Below are 21,037 nucleotides of genomic sequence, written 5' to 3'. Positions count from 1 at the left end.
TTATCTTTTTAAAACGTTAAAAATTAATACATTAGCCAAAATTAAGCTACGTAAATCCTTTAACATCTGATTAATTTTATCACAAATTTACTATATCGATTTCAGTTCCTATATACACCAATACCCTTTTTAACACTTTGTATCCTAAATCTTCAATCGCATCCTGATATTCTTGAATTTGCTGTGCATATTTAGGATTTGAAAGACCCGTTTTATAATCCAACAAGTACGCTTCATTATTTTCAGTTAAAACAATTCGGTCTGGTTTTAGGGTTTTACCATGTTTTTGAACAATTGTTTGCTCATTTAGCACCCGGAGGCTGCCATCAAAACAAATACTAATTTCAGGATGGTTTACAATTTCCTCCATTGTTTTAAAAACGGTTTCTTTTTGCTCATAAGTAATTAATCCGTTTTCAAGCGCTTTTGAAATCGCCAGATCAACATCAGATTTATCCTTAACATATGCTAAAATCTCGTGAATTACATTTCCATAAAAAATAGCCTCCTGCTGATGTGTTCCCCACATTAAAGCTTCTCTTTGGGCTATCTTGATATTCTTTGGATTTAAAACTTCTGAAACAACTGGAATTGTTTTCACCAAATCTAATGGTTTGCCCAAAGGAGAAAGTTTCTTTTTATTTCCGAACTCATATTCTAATTTATCCGAATCATAAATTCCTTTATCAATTAAAAATTTAATAAAAAAAGAAGCCATATTACCTGGGTATTCTCCCTCTTTTTTCTCTTTTAAAGTTTGAGAAATAATATACAACTGCTCTTCAGCACGGGTTAGCGCCACATATAAGACATTAATATTATCCAGTAGTTCTTCTTGTTTTTTAAGATTAAAAACTACCGAAGCATTTTCTCCAAAACCTTCAACAGCACTGCTATTATCAACTAAAGCTTTTGGTACATCCAGATTAATATCTTCTGTGTCTAGCCATAATTTATCTTTTGGTTTCCTGCTGTAATCTTCTTCTGCAAAAGGCATAATGACAACCGGAAATTCTAATCCCTTCGATTTGTGAATGGTCATGATCCGGACAGCATTATTTCCTTCCGGAGACGGAATACTGAATTTAGATCCGTTTTTATCCCAGTAACTCAAAAAATCTGCAATTCCGGCTTGGTTTCTGATGTCACGTTCCAAGACAATATCCAGAAAATACTGGACATAGGCGTTCCCTTCCAAAGCCAGAAATTTCGAAATAATAATTTCCACAGCCTCATATAATGATTTCTTTCTAATTGTTTCAAAAGAAAGAGAAACATCGAAAGAAACCAGCCATTTCTCAAATTCACTTTCCTGTTTTTGATTCATTCCCTGCAAAATAAAATCATGGACCGGCATCGAAATTTCTTTACCTGTAGCCAAAAAATGCAAGAAATTAGCCTTAGATTCAAGATCAGCACTATTATGCAAATACTTTAACAAGTGAACAATTAACCTAACTTCAGTAGCATTTTGAATCATTAGTGTTTCTGATGACAAAAGGGGGATATTTTGCTCAGTCAGGTAATTTGCAATGGCGATTCCCTGATCTCTTTTTCGAGTAAGGATCACAATATCTTTATATTCAAAACCTTCACGAATTACATTCTGGATAGTTTTTAACGTTGCCAAAACATACAAATCTGATTTTTCCACAATTTCTTCGTCATCAGCAAAATCATCTTTTTCAATTATTGGAAGAAAAGAAATATTTACATAACCCCCTTTTTTTGAATTTGCATTCTGAAAACTGTGATTTTCATACAAATCCTTATAGTCTTCATTAGAAAATTCAGTTGAAATCAGTTTAAAAAAAGCATTATTAAAATCAATTACTTCACTATAACTTCTATAATTCGTATTGAGATGTTCAATTTTTTTATTTGGATTGTTAAACGGATTAGCATCTTTACTTAATTCAATAAACTGCTCCGCCTTTCCTCCTCTCCACCGATAAATTGATTGTTTCGGGTCACCCACAATCATCAAAGTTCCTTTATTCCCTAAATCATCTTGCCCTGAAAGCGCATTATCAATAAGCGGAATCAGGTTTTGCCATTGCATTTCAGAAGTATCCTGAAATTCATCAATAAAAAAATGTCGATAACGCTCACCTAAACGTTCATAAATAAAAGGTGCTGGCTGATTTTGAATTTCACGATGGATGATCGCATTAAATTCAGAAATTGACAAAATATTTTGCTCCGACTGAATTTTTGCCAATTCGTTGCTAACCGTATTTAATAATGAAAGGGGAGTTATATTTTTTAAAAAAGCTCTGTAAAAATCCCTTTTTTCGAAATTTTTATAAATTCTATCTAATATTTGAAGTAATTCGGGAATAATACCCTCAATTAAAGATTTATCTTTTGCCGTTTTATTGATTGCAATATCATCAGATACATGGAAAGTTTTATTTCTTGGATTGAATTTACCATCACGAATACTTTCTAAATGATTAGGAAAAGTTGCTCTTGAGAATGACTTTAAATCAATACCGTTTTTGTCAATTAAAGCAATAGCTTCAAGTGCAGACTGTTCATTTTCTGACTCCAAATCTTTACAAAGAACCAGCATTTTCTTTTTAATTTCAACAAATTCCTGAATCGACTTATCATGAAAATGTAAAATCTCATTCCGATTATTTTCATTCAAAACCAACCTTCCTGTTTCCAGGATTTCACGCGAAATATCCCAGCTTTTGTCATCATCGGTTTTTTCCATTGTAAAATCGACAAGCAACTTTGTTAAGGTCTCATCCTGCCCGGCTTGTGCAATAATAGCATCAACTGCTTCTATCAATAAATTTTCGGTATCAAGAGTTACCTCAAAAGTCATGGGCAAATTCAGATCATGTGCGAAAGCACGAATAACTTTGTGAGTAAATTTATCAATGGTAGAAATATCAAAGGCGGCATAATTATGAATAAGATGCTTGATGATATTTTGAGATTTTGTTTTGATTTTAATAATGGAAAGTCCGGTCTCCCGGGATAAATCCTCCATTAAATCTATGGCTTTCTCCGATGGTTCTTCCTTAGTAAATTCAGATAAACTCCCAACAATCCGGCTTTTCATTTCATGAACAGCTTTGTTAGTAAAAGTTATTGCCAGGATATTACGATAAGCATCGTTTTTTGGCGAAGAAAGAATAATTTTTAAATATTCTTTAACTAAAGTATAAGTCTTACCTGAACCAGCTGATGCATCATAAATAGAAAAAGACGGACTTTGCATAAGTTTCGTTTTTGTATGGTAAAAATAACATTTCTGCTACACTATACTTCACAAAAACCAAGAAATTGAAAAGTCCTTACTATTAGTGTTTAGGAAATGCCCTTTTATTAAAAACAAGCAAAATTCCAACTCCTGTAGAAATTGCCATATCGGCAACATTAAAAATAGCATTAAAAAATTCAAATTCCCTACCTCCAAAAAAAGGTATCCAGGCTGGCAAATAACCTTTCCATATAGGAAAATAAAACATATCCACTACTAAACCATGAAACCACGTACCATATGGTTCCGGCGAAAAAAGTGTAGCCAATTTACCATGACTGTCATCAAAAATTACTCCGTAAAAAACCGAATCAATTATATTTCCGGCAGCTCCAGCAAAAATTAAGGCAATAGCGACAATTAAATAAGTAGAATGGCGCTTTTTTATTGAATCAGACAACCAATATCCAATTCCGAAAACAGCAAAAATTCTAAAAACTGTCAGAATCAATTTCCCATATTCTCCAGGTATTTTTGTACCCCAGGCCATTCCTTCATTTTCAATAAAATGTATTTTAAACCAATTAAAAACATGAGTTTCTTCACCTAAAACAAAATTGGTTTTTACATAGATTTTAGAAATCTGATCAACAAGTAAAACTAAAAATATAAGGAGATACGCTTTTCGTAATGACATTTTATTGGTTTTGATGGGCAAAAGTAGTAATTTAATCAAAAAAAACGCTCCTAAAGGAGCGTTAATTATTTTGTAACTTATAAAGATTATCGTTGCAGATTCTTAGCTTCAATACTCATTGTAGCATGAGGAACAATTTTCAGTCTTTCTTTACCGATTAATTTACCTGTTACTTTACAAATACCGTAGGTTTTATTTTCTACACGGAATAATGCGTTTTTTAAATCCCGGATAAATTTTTCCTGCCTGATTGCTAACTGAGAGTTTGCTTCTTTAGACATCGTTTCACTTCCTTCTTCAAAGGCTTTAAACGTTGGTGAAGTATCATCTGTTCCGTTATTCAAATCATTCATGTAAGCACTTTTTATTAAATCCAGATCGGCTTGTGCTTTTTGTATTTTATTTTGAATTATCTCTTTGAACTCTGCCAAATCAGCGTCAGAGTATCTTGTAATTTCATCTATCATTGTTTATATTATTTTGAAATTAATATCATTGTTTTAATGTCATCGAACTCAATTTCTGTGCCGTTTTCCAAAACATCCACAAAAACCAAATCATCTGTTAGTGTCTCAGACTTAATATAGTCTTTATTTTTTACAACAGCCTCTTCTAAAAGACCGTTTCTTTTTATCTGAACCTTAATCTTATCAGTAACTTCAAATCCGGAATCTTTACGGATATTTTGAATTCTGTTTACCAATTCCCTTGCGATTCCCTCGTTTTTCAATTCTTCAGAGATTGTAATATCAAGCGCAACTGTTATTCCGTTTGAATTTGCAACCAGCCATCCTTCGATATCCTGAGATGTTATTTCGACATCTTCTAGTGATAAAGTTACGTTATTTCCAGCAATAACAATATCTAACGCGCCCTGCTTATCTAATTGATTAATTTGATCAGCCGAAAAAGACTGTATTTCTTTGGAAATCAGACCCATATCTTTACCAAAACGAGGCCCCAATGCTTTAAAATTAGGTTTAATTTGTTTTACTAAAATACCTGAGGCATCATCCAAAAGCATGATCTCTTTAACGTTTACCTCGGCTTTTACAAGCTCGGAAATAGCTTCAATTTCAGCTCTTTGATTTTCGTCAAGTACCGGAATCATTACCTTTTGCAATGGTTGACGCACTTTAATCATTTCCTTTTTACGCAACGATAAAACCAACGACGAGATGGTTTGCGCCTTCTGCATTTTGCTTTCTAACGTTTTATTAACAAAGTTTTCGACAAATTTTGGAAACTCAGCCAAGTGAACACTGGCATATTGCTCAGTTTGCGTTGAACCAGTTAAGTCTTTGTACAATTTATCCATGAAAAAAGGAGCGACCGGAGCACTTAGTTTACTGATCGTTAGTAAACAAGTATAAAGAGTTTGGTAAGCTGCAATTTTATCATGGGCATATTCGCCTTTCCAGAAACGACGACGGCATAAACGAACATACCAGTTACTTAAATTTTCCTGAACGAAGTCAGAAATCGCCCTTGTTGCTTTTGTAGGCTCATAATCTTCATAACATTCATCAACAAATTTTATTAATGTATGCAATTCAGAAATAATCCACTGATCAATTTCAGGCCTTTCGTTTAACGGGATTTCCGTTTCAGCATATTTAAAACCATCAATATTGGCATATAACGAAAAGAATGAATACGTATTGTATAAAGTTCCGAAGAATTTACGGCGAACCTCAGCAATTCCTTCCAAATCAAACTTTAAGTTATCCCAAGGATTTGCGTTTGAGATCATGTACCAACGCGTGGCATCAGGACCATACTCTTTTATCGTTTCAAAAGGATCTGTTGCATTTCCTAAACGTTTCGACATTTTTTGTCCGTTTTTATCCAAAACCAAACCATTCGAAACCACGTTTTTATACGCTACTTTATCAAAAACCAAAGTTCCGATAGCGTGTAACGTATAAAACCATCCACGAGTCTGATCAACACCTTCGGCGATAAAATTCGCAGGAAAATCTTTATTCTCGTCAATTTTATCTTTGTTTTCAAAAGGATAATGCCATTGTGCATAAGGCATTGCACCAGAATCAAACCAAACATCAATTAAATCGCTTTCACGTTTCATTGGCTGGCCTGAATCCGAAACCAAAGTAATTTCATCAACTACGTTTTTGTGCAAATCAATTAAATCATAGTTTGATTCAGACATATTCCCAATCTCGAAACCTTTAAACGGGTTTTCTTTTTGAAAACCGGCTTTGATAGATTTTTCGATCGCATTGTACAATTCTTCAACAGAACCAATAAGAACTTCTTCTTTTTTATCTTCAGTTCTCCAAATTGGCAGCGGAATACCCCAATATCTGGAACGGGATAAGTTCCAGTCGTTGGCATTTTTCAGCCAATTTCCAAAACGTCCCTCACCAGTAGATTTAGGTTTCCAGTTGATCGTTTCGTTCAAATCGAACATTCTGTCTTTAACATCGGTTACTTTAATGAACCAGGAATCTAGCGGATAATATAACAATGGTTCATCTGTTCTCCAGCTGTGTGGATAACTATGTACGTATTTTTCAACCTTAAAGGCTTTATTTTCTTCTTTTAAACGGATAGCAATTTCAACATCAACAGAACGTTCCGGAGCTTGCCCTTCATCATAATATTCGTTTTTAACATATTTACCGGCTAATTCACCCATGTGGGAAGTAAATTTTCCTTGTAAATCGACTAAAGGAACAGCTGTTCCATTTTCATCCAAAACCAACATTGGCGGCACTTCCGGTTTTGCTTCTTTTGCTACTTTAGCATCATCTGCACCAAAAGTTGGAGCGGTATGTACAATTCCTGTTCCGTCTTCAGTAGTAACAAAATCTCCGGCAATTACCCTGAATGCATTTTCTGCATTTTGATAAGGCAATACATACGGTAATAATTGTTCGTAACGGATTTCAACTAAATCAGCTCCTTTAGCTTCTGCCAAGATTTTATACGGAAGTTGTTTGTCGCCATTTTTTACTTTGTCAAAATCAGCATCATCTTCACTCACGAAAAATCCTTTTCCGAATTGTTTTCCAACTAAATTTTTAGCCAAAACAACATTTACAGGTTCAAAAGTATATTGATTGAATGTTTTTACTAAAACGTAATCGATTTTTGGACCAACTGTTAAAGCTGTATTCGATGGCAATGTCCAGGGTGTTGTCGTCCAGGCCAAGATGTGAATATCTCCAAAACCTTGTAAAAAGCCTGGCAATGTTTCCGGCAATGTTTTAAACTGAGCTACAATCGTAGTATCGGTAACATCTCGATAAGCTCCGGGCTGATTAACTTCATGAGAAGACAATCCTGTTCCTGCTTTTGGAGAATAAGGCTGAATAGTATATCCTTTATACAACAAACCTTTATCGTAGATTTGTTTCAAAAGCCACCAAACAGACTCCATATATTTTGGTTTATAAGTTACATACGGATCTTCCATATCAACCCAATATCCCATTTTTTCGGTCAAATCATTCCATACGTCTGTATAACGCATTACGGTTTTTTTACACGCTTCGTTATATTCTTCGATCGAAATTGTTTTCCCGATATCTTCTTTTGTAATTCCAAGTTCTTTTTCGGTACCTAATTCTACAGGTAATCCGTGTGTATCCCAACCGGCTTTTCTTTTTACCTGAAAACCTTTTTGAGTTTTATATCTGCAAAAAATATCTTTAATCGCACGTGCCATCACATGGTGAATTCCCGGTAATCCGTTTGCTGAAGGCGGTCCTTCAAAAAATACGTAAGGCTCTGCACCTTCACGGGTAGTTACGCTCTTTTCAAATATATTTTCTTTCTTCCAAAAATCAAGAACTTCTGACGCTACCGTTGGCAAGTCAAGTCCTTTGTATTCAGTAAATTTTGTGCTCATTTTATCCTTTTCTTAATCGAGGTGCGAAAGTAAGGAATTTTGAGGAAAATAGATAAAAGATAACAGAAAAAAGAAAGAATCAGAACGATCAGCTATTTTAAAAAAAACTTTTTATAAGCTTTGATTAAAAAAAAAGACTTTATTAAATAAAAAACTGATTGCTTTAAGATATTCCTTAAAACAATCAGTGCTATTTATTATTAAATAATTTACTTATTTAAACCCTCCGAAATAAACTTCTTTCATGAAAATCCTATTCCCAAAAACAGGATTTACTTCAATTTTTTCTCTTAGTTCCTGATAAAAAGTTTCACCATTAAAATCCTCAATTTCATAGTTTATTTTATGAGGAATTTTTCCGGAGTTTAATGCTGCAACAGGACGATAATCTCCAAAAAGTTTTCTTTCAAAAAAACTCTTATTTCCGTTATCAAATTCTGTTTTTTCAGTAGATACGATATTAAAATTTTCCTTGTCAATAAAAACATGATAATCTGTTTTTGGAATTGTTCTGTTACCTGTACTTAATGTTTTTTCAAAATAATTCAGGTGATAGCACATTCTTCCTTCATACATTTCATCTTCTAAAACTTCAAAATTATTCCATAAATCAAGCCTTAAATCTGTAAGAAAGTTTACCAAATCAACATTCTTGGACAAGTTGCTGTAATCATAAGCAGATAATTTTGCCCATTTTGCGTTTACACCACTTTCGCGATCGTCATGACTCCATGCTTCAGGCCCATTAACAATTTCATAATAAGTTTCAGGCATTTTTTTTCGAAGAAGATAATTTGAAGTTGTTGCCCACTTTTCTTCTGTTTGCGGTATATTATTTCCTTCAATTTTGAGCTTAGAAAATAAATGCGCTTTTTCAACTTTCTTTAATGCATCACTACCGCCTAAATTAGCTATTATTTTAGCCAATAAATTAGGATTAAGCTGATAGGGGTATTGAATCCAGCATATTAAATCGTTGCATTCTTGTTTTCTCAACATTTGCTTCTCTATTTGCCTTTTCAATTTCCCACTCTGCATCCTGTTGTTCTATTTTTTCAAAGAAAGCGAGCCTTTTTTCTTCTTTTTCTTCAGCAATTTTAAGTCCTAATTTTTGAAGATCTACAAAACGGGTTGTGTGACTTCTAATTTTTTTATCGGCAAAATTGGCATTATTTACTCTTTTAATGATTGAAGAACCTCTGGAGTCTTGTTTATCATTTTCTACAAGTAAATTTGCATACAGTAATGTTTTTTCTTTATTTTCAAGCAAAAAATAAGTTTCTGCTAAATTGTTTGTTACGATGAACCGAATGTTTTCATTTACAGGCGAAGGCGGGTATTTAACCAACAAACTTTCCAGATATTGCAAATGTGGTGTCAGTAATTTTTCATCTAAACCTTTTTCAAGAGTAACTTTCTCCATCTGAGAAGTGATTTCGTTTTCAAATGCTAACATTTGATTATATTCAGAATGTCCTTTTGAAGTTACAAATTCAAACTTTATTTTAGATTCGCCTATCGTATACTTTAATTTGTAGTTAAGATAGTTTTGTATTGAGTGGACAGAACCGTAGACCATTACATCTAAACCTAACTCTTCAGCAGTGTAACTGCCATTTTTCTCTGCCTCGGCTATTTTTTTATTATTTATATCTATTGCTGCTCTCAACTTATCCTTTTGAGAACTAACACCAATTGTATACGATTCTACAGTATTGAAATCTTCAGATAACAATACTTTATCAGCACATTTCGCTTCCAGTTTTATCTTTACACTGTAATTAGAAAATGCGTGAAATTTCCAGTCATTATTCTTTTTATCAAATGTACTATCGATTTTTGTTGCTTTATACTGTGGCAGTTCGATAGTTAAATAAATTCTTAGCTTTCCGTTTGCAGGATCTTTTATAAACCCTTCTATATTAAAATAATGCTTCTTCAATATAGCCTCTTCTTGTATTAACTGCTTATCCATTTGATAAAAAGTGGTTTGCGTTAATGCATTATCAAGAACAGGAAATTCTGAATACTCAATTACGGGTATATAAAATTTCTTCTTTTTTGAGTTTATTTTTTCTTGTGCCTGAATTGCACCAATTACAAGCAAAGCGATTAAGAGTACTATTTTTTTCATAGGCATAAAAAAACCACCAGAATAAATTCTGATGGTCTTGAGTTTTAAATTCTTATTTTTTATTAAAAATCTGAATAGACTTATCAGAAACATAAAAAATATTCTGAGTTGCCGGGTCAATTTCATAAATTGGTTTATTATTGTTGAAAATAATTTTGTCAACCTCAACTCCGTCTGCTTTGTTAACTTTAACCAGAACTTTTTCTCCTGTATCTGCTTTTGCAAAAATATAAGAGAAATCTCTGTTCTGTTTCATTGCATTGAAACGAGAATTAAATTTAGCCGCTACTATCCCAAGAGCTGCTGAACCGGCAGCATAACCTTTTGCCTGATCCTGATTAGTCTTATCTTCCTTTTTTATAACTGTCGATCTCATGTTTCCTGAAGAATCACGGTATGTCATTGTTAATTCAGCACCTTTTATATCACTCACTACTGAACCAACACCTAAACCAATGCTTCCTGCAATTGCAGCGCTTTTTATAAGACGTCTAGTGCCTTCACCTGGTTGTGTATAAATTTTGTGGTATTTTATTGTTCCATCCATGTTAACCCCCATTACTTCAACCGGGCCTGAAAGTACAACTCCCCAAGGAAATTGCTCGATACTGTTTAGTTCCTTTTCTTTCTTAACATTTACTTTAGCAAAAGGCTCTGGCTTATCGCTTATACTTGGATCAAATTTGTATAATTTTTCATCATTGTACACCAGGTAAGAATTTGTAGCTTCATCATAAGTTGGTAAAACCGGACGGTTTTTATCAAAATTAATATTACGTTTCCAAAGCTTGATACCGGTTTTGTAATCAACCATGTTTCCGTAAGTGCCTGTAAGATACATTACTTTTTCACCTACTTTTCCTAAATAATAAATTGGATCTTCTTTATCGTCAGAAATTTCAATGAATTTTTTCCAAAGCTTTTCTCCGTCCTTATTAATTAACATCATTTCATTTTCAGCCACATACAAGAAATCCTGTTCGATCGGAATAACTCTTTTTAAACCATCTCCGCGGGCATCTTTTTTCCAGATTTTTTCACCTGAGTTTAAGTCATAAAAGTTAAAACCGCTAAAATGAGCTACTAACAATTTTGATCCCCAATCTTCAAGATAAACAACTCTTTTTGTTTTGATAGATTCCTTCCAGATACTTTTTCCGTTATCAGTGTTTAAAACATTCAGGTATTGTTTTGTCGAAAAAGTTCCTGTATTATTAACAACAACAATATTTTTATCATTTTGAGTTAAAAAGAATTTAGAATAATCTTCTTCTCCTTTCCAGTTTAATTTTCCTGAGCTTCTGTCAAAAGAATATAACTTTCCATACAATAAATAATAAATTACCAATCCATGCACTGTTGCAATGTTAGTGTTTGCAGATTCCTTAAAAGAGAAGCTGAATAATGATTTTGCTTTATCTACAACAGTATTCCATTTTAATTCTCCCGTTTGCATGTCTAACAATGCAATTGCCATATCTCCATCTTTTTTCAAAGTAAGCAAATACTCGTTTGTTTCCGGGATAAAATCTGACTGTGTTACCCAAAAAGATTCTTTAGAAGAGTTATAAACTATTTTACCCGTATCAGTATTAATGATTATGTACTTATTATTGATATAAGCTTCAACATACGGACTGCCAGAAACGCTTGTTAAAGCACTTTTATCTTTAAAAACTTTTCCAAAATCCGGATCGCTTAAAATATCTCCTGCTGATGTAGATCCAAAATCTTCCTTGGTTAAAGTCCAGACTACTTTTTTAGTTTCAGGATCTAAGCCTTTTACAGTTCCTCCTTCTTTAAAAACAACGATTCCTGTAATTTCGTTTTGTACTAAATCCTGTACATTGTTCTCTGTGGTAACTATTTCATCATATTTCCTTTGGGAAACAGCTGAAACACTCACTAATAAAAGTAAAATAATCGAAAATGTAATTTTCTTCATAGTTGTTTTTTAATAAATTAATAATTTAAATCTGGATCATTTTGCGAAATTAAATTAGAAAAAAGAGAAAAATATCTCAATTTTTAATAAAATCACTTCGCAAATATATAAAAATAGGTTTCAAAAATTAAGAAAATATTTCTTTCAAAATTTCAAGTGATTTTGGCTTTTTAAATCCATCCAAATGAAAACTGTAATAATCAATTAAAATTTTAAGTAAAATTTGCCTTTCTATAACATGAAACACTTTTTGATCATTATCAAATTTCAACTCAATTAATTTTTTAAAGAGCTTTGTTTCATGTTCTGTCAATGCGCTTATACCATGAAATAGTGTAAAAGTTCCCTCATTCATTTCAAAATAAGGCAAATCAATTTCTGAAATATCAGGATAAAACCCCAGATATTTTGTTGTTTCCAACATTAAGATTAAATGAAAATTAGAAATTTCATCATGATGGTCAAGCCATGTCAGCGCAGTTTCTAAAAACACAAAAAGAGATTCGTTTTTTTCTTCTTCCTGAATCGAATGATGCAAAATTTCAGAAAGAAACATTACCATCGTACTTTTTACAAGATCAGTATGAATACTTTGAAACGGTATTGCAATTTTTATTTCTTTAAAATTTTCTAAAGTGCCTTTGTTTTTATGAACTGCCTCAATCTCCAGAATTGACAAGGGCTGAAAATAAGCAATCTTTTGACTGGCTTTTTTACTCGAAAAAGCATCGCGTACAAAATAAGACTTCAGGCCGTTTGAAAGCGTAAAACATTTTACGATCAGACTTTTTTCCTGAAATTTTAATGATGAAATTACGATTGCTTTAGTTTTTACTAACAAAATCAGGTTATTAGATTATTAGACTCCTTAGAATTTAAAATTCTTCCACTTTTGAACTTTTAGGCTTTCAGACTTCTACTATCTAATAATCATTACTTTCTTGACTTTGGTTTCACCACCGTCCTGAGCTGAAATAAAAATCATATACACTCCTGATGCTACTTTATATTTTCCAAAAGCCGAGGTATCCCATTCAATTGTTCCGCCTTCAGAAATAGTTTCATAAACTAAATTCCCTTCGATATCAGTAATTTTAATAGTTGCTTTATCGAGTAATCCTGCAATTTTTACTGTTCCGGAATATGCCGGACGTACCGGATTAGGATACACATAAACATTGTTCAGGTTTTCATTTGCCTCGGTTGCAATTCCTTTAAACGAAATCATTCCTTTATTTGTCGCTATAAAAACCTCTCCCGTTACACTATTTATTTTAACATCATTAATTCCGTTACTTGGCAAAGGGGAATTATTTATGGTAAAATGATACTTGGTTTCCTGACCATTTGGAGACACCATAAAAACTCCTGAATCAATAGTCCCTATCCATTTATTATTAGCTCCATCAACTGCAATTGATGTAATGAATTGCTCATATAATAATTCTTGAGCCAAGTTGTCTTCTGTAATGATAATTGGATTTGCTTTTAATTGATTTTCGGATTGAAAATTCCCAACATTGGATAAAACACGGAGGCCTTTTGTTGTTCCTATCCATAACTGATTTTTTGTATCAACCACAACGGTTCTCACATCAACAATTGGTAAATTTCCTGCATCAGCGCCAAAAGTCATTTTTTTAAAAGTGTTTGAATTTTCGTTAAACCCTATGACGCCATTTCTATTAGTAGCTATCCATTTTGTGTTATTTTTATCAACAGCTATATTTCCATAACTTGTATTTTCAGCGTTATCAAGAATACTTTCCATCGAATAACTTTGCCATTGTCCATTAGTCCTTAAAACTTTCAGTCCGTTTTTAACTAAACTATTGGTTATCCAAAGATTTCCTGTTTTATCAAAAGCAGTTCCGTTTATACGAACATCAATATAATTAGGCCCAACAAAGGTTAAAGTTTCTAAACCGCTATTTTTTTCATTATATAACACAGACGGAACATCATTTTCAATTTTTAATAATCCAGAGAAAAAAGAACTTGCATAAACCTGATTTTCATTCTTTGGATTTATTATAATCCGAGTCATTGATTTAGCATCAAAAACTTCTGAGTACGGAATATTAAGCCAACCCGATGAGCTATATTTACTAATTCCATAACTGTCTAAAGGATACGGATTGTAAGATGAATTATAATCCCCATAAACTAACCAGGTTTGATTTGAAGCCGCATCTATTGAAAAAATACTATTTCTTAAAGGCCCGCTTGGCGTACTATTTTCGAACTCTGTTGTTGAAATTGAGGAACTAAACAAACCATTTTCTCTGGTTCCAATATAAATCACATCACCAACAGCAATTGTACAGGTAAAACTCAATTTATCGTTCAAAACCTGTGTATTGGAAATCTGACGATTGAGAACCATTTGATTATTATATACGTAAATAGAATTTGGTGTTGTAACAAATAAATTATGATTTACCGCTCGCATATCAGTAGATGTTTGTGGAAGCTGCAAAAATCCAACAAACATATTAGAATTATATCTATGAATGTATCCCGATGCGTTAATCGCAATTAGTTCTGAATCCAAAGTTTCTACGCTGCTCCAATTGCCAGAATTCACAATTGACCATTGGTTGTAATCAATTAGATTTGAGTTACTGGCATCAGCTTTTCTTATTCCATTTGAAGTTGCTGCAAAAATAAATCCATTAAAAAAAGCCGTTTGTCTTACGTTAATTTGTGCTCCAACATTGCCAATAAAATAAGTGTCTCCAAATTGCAACGTTTTTAGATTAAATTGTACAATTCCAAAATCACAAGAAACATATACCAATCCTTCATGCTCCATAAAATGATTTATCTTTTTGAGGTTCGTTGGTAATTGTTTATTAATGATATCCACTATTTTCAACAAACTTCCATCAGTTTCATTTATAACAATCAGCAAACCATTTTCATAACCTATTATTCTTTTTTTGAAAATGTCACTATAATAAGTTGCTGATATCGTCTGACCGGAAAGCCCATCAACAGTAGTTATCGTTTTAATAAGATTCGTAGCTGGGTTTTTAGAAAATAAAGCATTCTCAGAAGCAGCATAAACATCTGTTGAATTTGCTGAAAGATCTTTAATGTTATTATACGAAAAATAGCCTTGCCAGGATAATTTACTCTGCGCAAAGTTACTTTGAGCAATTATCAAAAGTAAAATATATAAAAAATTTCTTTTCATTATTGAATAATTCAGATTGGCAAATATAATACAAACGAAAGTATTAGAATTTTGTTCTCTTAAATAAAAATGCCTTCAATTTATCATATAAATGACAACTGAAGGCAATCTTCTAAATTATATTGAAATTATACTACACCCTGAGCAAGCATAGCATCTGCTACTTTTACAAACCCTGCAATGTTAGCTCCTTTTACATAATTTACATAACCGTCATCACCCATACCGTATTTTTTACATTGGTTATGAATACCAACCATAATATCTTTTAATCTCAAATCTACCTCTTCGCTTGTCCAGTTCAAACGAATTGAATTTTGCGTCATTTCAAGTCCAGATGCAGCAACGCCACCTGCATTTGCCGCTTTTCCAGGCGCAAATAAAACCTTATTATCTAAGAACAATTTAATTGCATCTAATGTTGAAGGCATATTTGCAGCTTCCGTAACACATAACACGCCATTATCAATTAGTTTCTGGGCATCTTCTCCGTTAAGTTCATTTTGAGTGGCACATGGTATGGCTATATCTACTTTTACTTCCCAAGGACTTTTTCCTTTATGAAAAACAGCATTTGGATATTTCTGAAGATAAACCTCTGCCCTGTTATCACCACTCGCTCTCATTTCGAGCATATGATCTATTTTGTCTCCTGAAATCCCTTCCTCATCATAAATATAACCATCAGGTCCGGAAATTGTTAGCACTTTCCCTCCTAACTCATTTATTTTTAAGGCAACCCCCCAGGCTACATTTCCAAATCCTGAAATTGCTACTCTCTTCCCTTTAATCTCATGTCCGATAGTGCGTAACATCTGATCCGTAAAATAAACAACTCCATATCCGGTAGCTTCAGGTCTGATTAATGACCCTCCATAAGCGATTCCTTTTCCGGTTAAAACTCCGGTAAATTCATTTCTGATTCTTTTATATTGCCCAAATAAATAACCTATTTCTCTGGCACCAACCCCAATATCTCCGGCAGGTACATCTAAATCAGGACCTATATGACGACATAATTCTGTCATAAAAGATTGGCAAAAGCGCATTATTTCACCATCAGACTTACCTTCGGGATCAAAGTCAGACCCCCCTTTTCCACCGCCCATCGGAAGTGTTGTCAAACTGTTTTTAAAAACCTGCTCAAAAGCCAAAAATTTTAAAACAGATAAATTTACGGTATGATGAAATCTGATTCCGCCTTTGTAAGGTCCAATTGCAGAGTTCATCTGAATTCTAAATCCTCTGTTTACAATTATTTCCCCTTTATCATCTACCCATGGAACCCTGAAAATTATAGAACGTTCCGGCTCTGCAATTCTTAAAAGTAAGTTTTTTCCATCGTATTTTTTTTGCTCTGCAATAAATGGAATTACCGTTTCTGCAAATTCTCTTACGGCTTGAAGAAATTCCGGCTCGTTTGGATTTTTTGACTCTACAAGAGCCATAAATTCATTTATTTTTTGTTTCATTTTGAAATAAATTATTCAAATAAATTATTTTATATTCACTCAATTTAAATAAGAAAATACGCTTAAGAAAACGTTTTCGTTAAAGGGCAAAGATACAGTAAAATGATAATCAAATTTTGTTTTTTCTTAATTAGAATTATCGAATTACCGATTTTTCAAACAAAATTAAGAATGCCTTTTTAGACTATTCTTTTGCAATAAAATTATCTCCTTTTCGTTAAGAATTTAAGTATTTTACTAGATATTTATTAATTGATCAATTAATTATTTTGAATGGAACATGTTTTTTATATATTTGCCAATGATTTGAAAGCCCCTAAACTCATGTTCAAGCAAATAGCCTTAGTTTTTTTTACAATATTTGGTATCACAACGGTATCACATGCTCAGTTAAACTTAGCCCACGAAATAGGAGTCATTTTTGGCCCCGTAATTTTTCAGTCAGATTATGGTGAAAGAAACAATTTCGACACCAATATTGGAAATAACGGTTTTGGAGTAGGAATTGTTCACTTTTTAAACTTCTCCTCAAATGCCAATCGGGATTATTATTTTAATGAGCATTTTAAACTTCGTTCCGAACTCTCATTCAATAAAATTAACTTGCAGCATTTTGGACAGTGGGTTGAACGTGACCCTGGAGCTATAGACACGCAACAACTTAGAGCTATGAGCGGAAAAACAACTTTGTTGAACGTTGGTACTCAGGTTGAGTTTTTTCCTTTCATTAAAATTCATGATTTCGAAAATACTATTGGCAGCTTTAATCCTTATATCAGTCTTGGAATAATGGCAAGTTTTTATAATACCGAAGCATCTTCTTCAATGGGACAATTGGGTGATCCGGCTATTACCTACCCAAAATATCTAATGCCTTCAGATGGCCGACAATATGGTTTTTCAAGTGAAAGCGGTGCTGCAATTTCAGGTATTATTGGAGCCGGTGTCCATTATAAATTGAATGAAATGAACGATTTAATGTTTGAAATTCGTTATCAGGGATTCACATCAGACTGGATTGACGGATTAAATCCAAACAAAAATATTTACAAAGAAAACAAGTCCAATGACTCTCAGGTATGGTTTAATTTTGGATATGTTTATTATTTAGAATTTTAAATTATACAATAAAAGACAAAACCCCAACTCGTAAAAGAATTGGGGTTTTGTCTTTTTATGATAAAGCCTGTTCCAGATCTGCTATTAAATCTTCTGCATCCTCAATACCAACGCTTAATCGAACCAAATCATCTGTAATACCAACTTCGGCTCTTTTATCTGCAGGAATTGAAGCATGTGTCATCAAAGCCGGATGATTGGCTAACGATTCCACTCCACCTAAAGATTCGGCGAGAGTAAAAACTTTTAATTTCTCTAAAAACGCAATCGAATCTTCCTTTTTACCTGAAGCAAAAGTAAACGAAACCATTCCGCCAAAAGCTTTCATTTGCTTTTTTGCAATCTCATGAAAAGGATGATTTTTCAATCCCGGATAATAAACTGTTTTAATTTTTGAGTGATTACTTAAAAACTCGACCACTTCTTCTCCATTTTCACAATGTCTCTGCACCCTCAGTGATAGTGTTTTGATTCCTCTTAAAACCAAAAAACTATCCATTGGCCCCAATGTTGCTCCGGTTGCAAATTGTTGAAAATGCAATTGCTCTCCCAAAGCTTCCTCTTTTACAATTAAGGCTCCGGCAATAACATCAGAATGCCCGCCTAAATATTTTGTAGCAGAATGCATTACAATATCCGCACCTAAATCAAGAGGTTTTTGCAAATAAGGTGTTGCAAACGTGTTATCGACTGCCAGCCATATTTTATGTTCTTTCGTGATTTTTGAAATTTCCTGAATATCGGCCAATTTCATTAATGGATTGGTTGGTGTTTCAACCCATACTAATTTCGTGTTTTCATTAATTAATGACTTCAATTTTGCAACATCTGTCATATCAACAAAATGGAATTTAATTCCTGAATCTTTATATATTCGGGTAAACATTCTGTATGTTCCTCCATATAAATCATCCATGGCAATTACTTCATCACCGGTTTTAAATGATCTCAAAATACAATCGGTAGCTGCCAAACCTGACGAAAAAGCCAATCCGCGTGTGCCATTTTCGATACTGGCTAATGCATTTTCTAATGCTGTTCTTGTTGGATTCGATGCCCTGCTGTACTCATAATCGCCTAAAGGCTGTCCAGGACTTGTCTGAATAAAAGTCGAAGTTTGATATACCGGAGGCATAACAGCTCCTGTACTTGGATCATGATGCTGACCGCCATGTATTACTTTAGTATTAAATTTCATATCTGTTTAATTTTATTTTTAAGGTTCATATGTAATTCGCAAAGAATCAATGCTGTAAAACCACATTTCAACATAACTTATTTCATATAGTTACAAATTTAAATGCTTAATTTAGTATACAAATTTACCGTTTAATTTATTTTAACACTGACACTACTTCTTACCTTTGTATATAATTAACACTTTTTGATATGAAACACTATACTATTCTAGTCTTTTTGTTTTTGATCCTGACGAGTTGTAACAAAGAGCTCTCATTTAAAAATGAGGTATTTAAAAAAAAATCTACTCTACCTTGCAAAAATAACTGTCCAAAAATTACTATTGACATTCCGATTGCAAAAAACATCCCTATTGTAGCAGACAGTATCAATAAAAAAATATTAACTACTTTAAAAGAGATTGTTTATTTTGGAGAAAACCCTTCAGAAGCAAAAGATTACAATAGTCTGGCTGCTTCTTTTATTGCTTCGTATGAAGAAATGCATAAAAAATTTCCAGGTGAAACTTTTGGCTGGGAAGCAAAAATCAAAGGAAATGTTGAATTTGAATCAGATCAGATTATAAATATTAAAATTGACCATTACACATTTACAGGTGGTGCTCATGGTTATCAAGGCCTTCGATCTTTACTATTTGATCCAAAAACAGGAAAAACAATTTTTACCGATCAGATTTTTAAAAACGAAAAAGAATTCAGGGCTTTCGCCGAAAAAGAATTCAGGGCAAAATATAAAATACCGGCAAAATCAAATATTAATGCAACAGGCTTGATGTTTGAAAATGATAAATTTCAATTGCCCCAAAATATTTTTTATACGAATGAAGGCTTGCTTCTGTATTACAACTCATATGAAGCAGCTTCTTACGCCGAAGGGCCAAAAGAAATATTTATTTCGTACGATACAATCAGTAAATATTTAGCTTTTCAATAATTTCAAAACTAAAAACCTCAAAGACTTTAATTCTTTGAACCTTTTAAAAAAAACCTTTTCACTGAACATCATATTTCATTTTTCGTAAAATACGCAATGCTTCTTTAAAAGATGAATACACTTGCCCAAACGGCTTCAAAAGTAATTTGGCATCAATCAGTTTTTGCCTGGCATCTTCAAAACCATTGAGATAACAAATCATAAAAGTTGAAGGAAGGTTTTCTAAATCAGTTAATTCACGATTTGATAATGCATATCCTTTTTGTAATTTAGCAAGTAATGCAACATTTGAATTATAAATATGATGCAGCATTTTTCTATTGAATTCCGGCGGCTGAAAAAGAATTTCACGGTCAATTTTATAATAACCATTGTCAAAAAACTGAATGGTTTGTTTCTCTAACGGATAGTAACTCGTTTTGTCATTCAATCCTAACGGGACATATTCAGTTATTGTAAAAGTATCTTCATCATAAACAATCGTAACAACATCCTGAGCTGAATAGAAAAGTTTAATTTGTTCGTTGATTAGTTCAATATCTACTCGGGACAAGAAGGTTTTATCATGGGATTTTTTTGGAACTCCAGCCCAGCAAATCACAAACAGTTCCTTAAAAACATGGTATTTTGGAGACATGTCCTTATGCCTGAAATTCATAAAATCAAATACACCATCGAGTGTGTATTGGATACTGTTTCGGGAACTATTTTCAATTCCGATAACAGTTTCTGTATTCTGGTAATTTTTTTCGATTTCGCCTTCAACCGGAACCGAGTTACTTCCTCGTCGTACAAAAACACTATTTGCGGGAGTGGTATGAATTCCTTTTTTAAAGTACGAAACTTTACTTTTAGGTTTAATAGTGACCAATCCAATTACTTTATCTTTTGGAAGATTCGGAAAAGGTACATTTTCATATTGAATTTTTGGCGGATTTTCTAAAAAAGCATTTACGAGATTCTGAATCCGGCTATCATCAAAAAAATCATCGCCAACAATTTCGTTGTCGTGATCTTCTACTCCTACCACGATATAAGAATTATTTGTCGGGTTTGAATTGGATAAGGCACAAATGTGTTTCAGGAACTTTCCTTTTCCTTCACGCGAATGCAAATTCAATTGCCTTTTTTTATCATAAAAACTGCTCTCGTCATTATGAGCGAGCAGGTTTTTTATTAAAAGGCGTTTATTGATCATATCAATAGTTGATTATTTTATATTTTTATTATTTATTCTTCTACTT

14 protein-coding genes are annotated in these 21,037 nt (G+C 32.9%); 2 read left to right on the top strand and 12 right to left on the bottom strand.

Annotated features, from left to right (window positions below; all coding sequences use genetic code 11):
• Positions 1-79: 79 nt before the first annotated feature.
• The 10 genes from J2W48_RS07835 to gdhA all read right to left on the bottom strand — a co-directional run bounded on the left by J2W48_RS07835 (position 80) and on the right by gdhA (position 16,541).
• Complete coding sequence (locus J2W48_RS07835) at positions 80-3,235, bottom strand: UvrD-helicase domain-containing protein (RefSeq protein ID WP_310280089.1); 3,156 nt, start codon at positions 3,233-3,235, stop codon at positions 80-82.
• Positions 3,236-3,317: 82 nt separating this feature from the next.
• The gene (locus tag J2W48_RS07830; protein WP_310280087.1) at positions 3,318-3,914 is read right to left on the bottom strand and encodes a lipoprotein signal peptidase; all 597 of its coding nucleotides are present in this window, start codon (positions 3,912-3,914) and stop codon (positions 3,318-3,320) included.
• 86 nt (positions 3,915-4,000) lie between these two features.
• Positions 4,001-4,381 (bottom strand): TraR/DksA family transcriptional regulator, encoded by a 381-nt coding sequence (locus J2W48_RS07825; protein ID WP_007807070.1) that lies wholly within the window; start codon positions 4,379-4,381, stop codon positions 4,001-4,003.
• A gap of 8 nt (positions 4,382-4,389) precedes the next feature.
• On the bottom strand, positions 4,390-7,791 hold the full coding sequence (gene ileS, locus J2W48_RS07820; RefSeq protein WP_310280082.1) for an isoleucine--tRNA ligase: 3,402 nt from the start codon (positions 7,789-7,791) through the stop codon (positions 4,390-4,392).
• 213 nt (positions 7,792-8,004) lie between these two features.
• Entirely contained in the window at positions 8,005-8,718 is a 714-nt protein-coding gene (locus J2W48_RS07815; RefSeq protein ID WP_310280080.1) for a hypothetical protein, read from the bottom strand.
• 10 nt (positions 8,719-8,728) lie between these two features.
• Positions 8,729-9,925 (bottom strand): hypothetical protein, encoded by a 1,197-nt coding sequence (locus J2W48_RS07810; protein ID WP_310280078.1) that lies wholly within the window; start codon positions 9,923-9,925, stop codon positions 8,729-8,731.
• A gap of 52 nt (positions 9,926-9,977) precedes the next feature.
• Positions 9,978-11,870 (bottom strand): outer membrane protein assembly factor BamB family protein, encoded by a 1,893-nt coding sequence (locus J2W48_RS07805; RefSeq protein WP_310280076.1) that lies wholly within the window; start codon positions 11,868-11,870, stop codon positions 9,978-9,980.
• A gap of 127 nt (positions 11,871-11,997) precedes the next feature.
• Positions 11,998-12,711 (bottom strand): DNA repair protein RecO, encoded by a 714-nt coding sequence (gene recO / locus J2W48_RS07800; RefSeq protein ID WP_310280074.1) that lies wholly within the window; start codon positions 12,709-12,711, stop codon positions 11,998-12,000.
• Between the two features lie 78 nt (positions 12,712-12,789).
• On the bottom strand, positions 12,790-15,069 hold the full coding sequence (gene porZ / locus J2W48_RS07795) for a type IX secretion system anionic LPS delivery protein PorZ (RefSeq protein ID WP_310280072.1): 2,280 nt from the start codon (positions 15,067-15,069) through the stop codon (positions 12,790-12,792).
• 128 nt (positions 15,070-15,197) lie between these two features.
• Positions 15,198-16,541 (bottom strand): NADP-specific glutamate dehydrogenase, encoded by a 1,344-nt coding sequence (gene gdhA, locus J2W48_RS07790; protein ID WP_310280069.1) that lies wholly within the window; start codon positions 16,539-16,541, stop codon positions 15,198-15,200.
• A gap of 324 nt (positions 16,542-16,865) precedes the next feature.
• Between gdhA and J2W48_RS07785 the strand changes: the two genes are divergently transcribed.
• Positions 16,866-17,660, top strand: a complete 795-nt coding sequence (locus J2W48_RS07785; protein ID WP_409025170.1) for a THC0290_0291 family protein — start codon at positions 16,866-16,868, stop codon at positions 17,658-17,660.
• A 55-nt stretch (positions 17,661-17,715) separates the two neighbouring features.
• On the opposite strand, the gene J2W48_RS07780 is transcribed toward J2W48_RS07785, so the two are convergent.
• Positions 17,716-18,858: a cystathionine gamma-synthase gene (locus J2W48_RS07780; RefSeq protein ID WP_310280065.1), complete on the bottom strand. Its 1,143-nt coding sequence runs from the start codon at positions 18,856-18,858 to the stop codon at positions 17,716-17,718.
• Between the two features lie 191 nt (positions 18,859-19,049).
• Here J2W48_RS07780 and J2W48_RS07775 point away from each other — a divergent pair, with 191 nt between their 5' ends.
• Entirely contained in the window at positions 19,050-19,793 is a 744-nt protein-coding gene (locus J2W48_RS07775; RefSeq protein WP_310280063.1) for a DUF3298 and DUF4163 domain-containing protein, read from the top strand.
• A 58-nt stretch (positions 19,794-19,851) separates the two neighbouring features.
• Here the strand turns inward: J2W48_RS07775 and J2W48_RS07770 are convergent, their stop codons facing one another.
• Positions 19,852-20,991 (bottom strand): ATP-binding protein, encoded by a 1,140-nt coding sequence (locus J2W48_RS07770; RefSeq protein WP_310280061.1) that lies wholly within the window; start codon positions 20,989-20,991, stop codon positions 19,852-19,854.
• Between the last annotated feature and the right edge of the window lie 46 nt (positions 20,992-21,037).

It is taken from the genome of Flavobacterium piscis (assembly GCF_031457575.1).
Taxonomy (GTDB): Bacteria; Bacteroidota; Bacteroidia; order Flavobacteriales; family Flavobacteriaceae; genus Flavobacterium; species Flavobacterium piscis_A.
The sequence above is the reverse complement of the archived record's forward strand: the minus strand, read 5'-3'. Positions and strand labels throughout refer to the sequence as shown.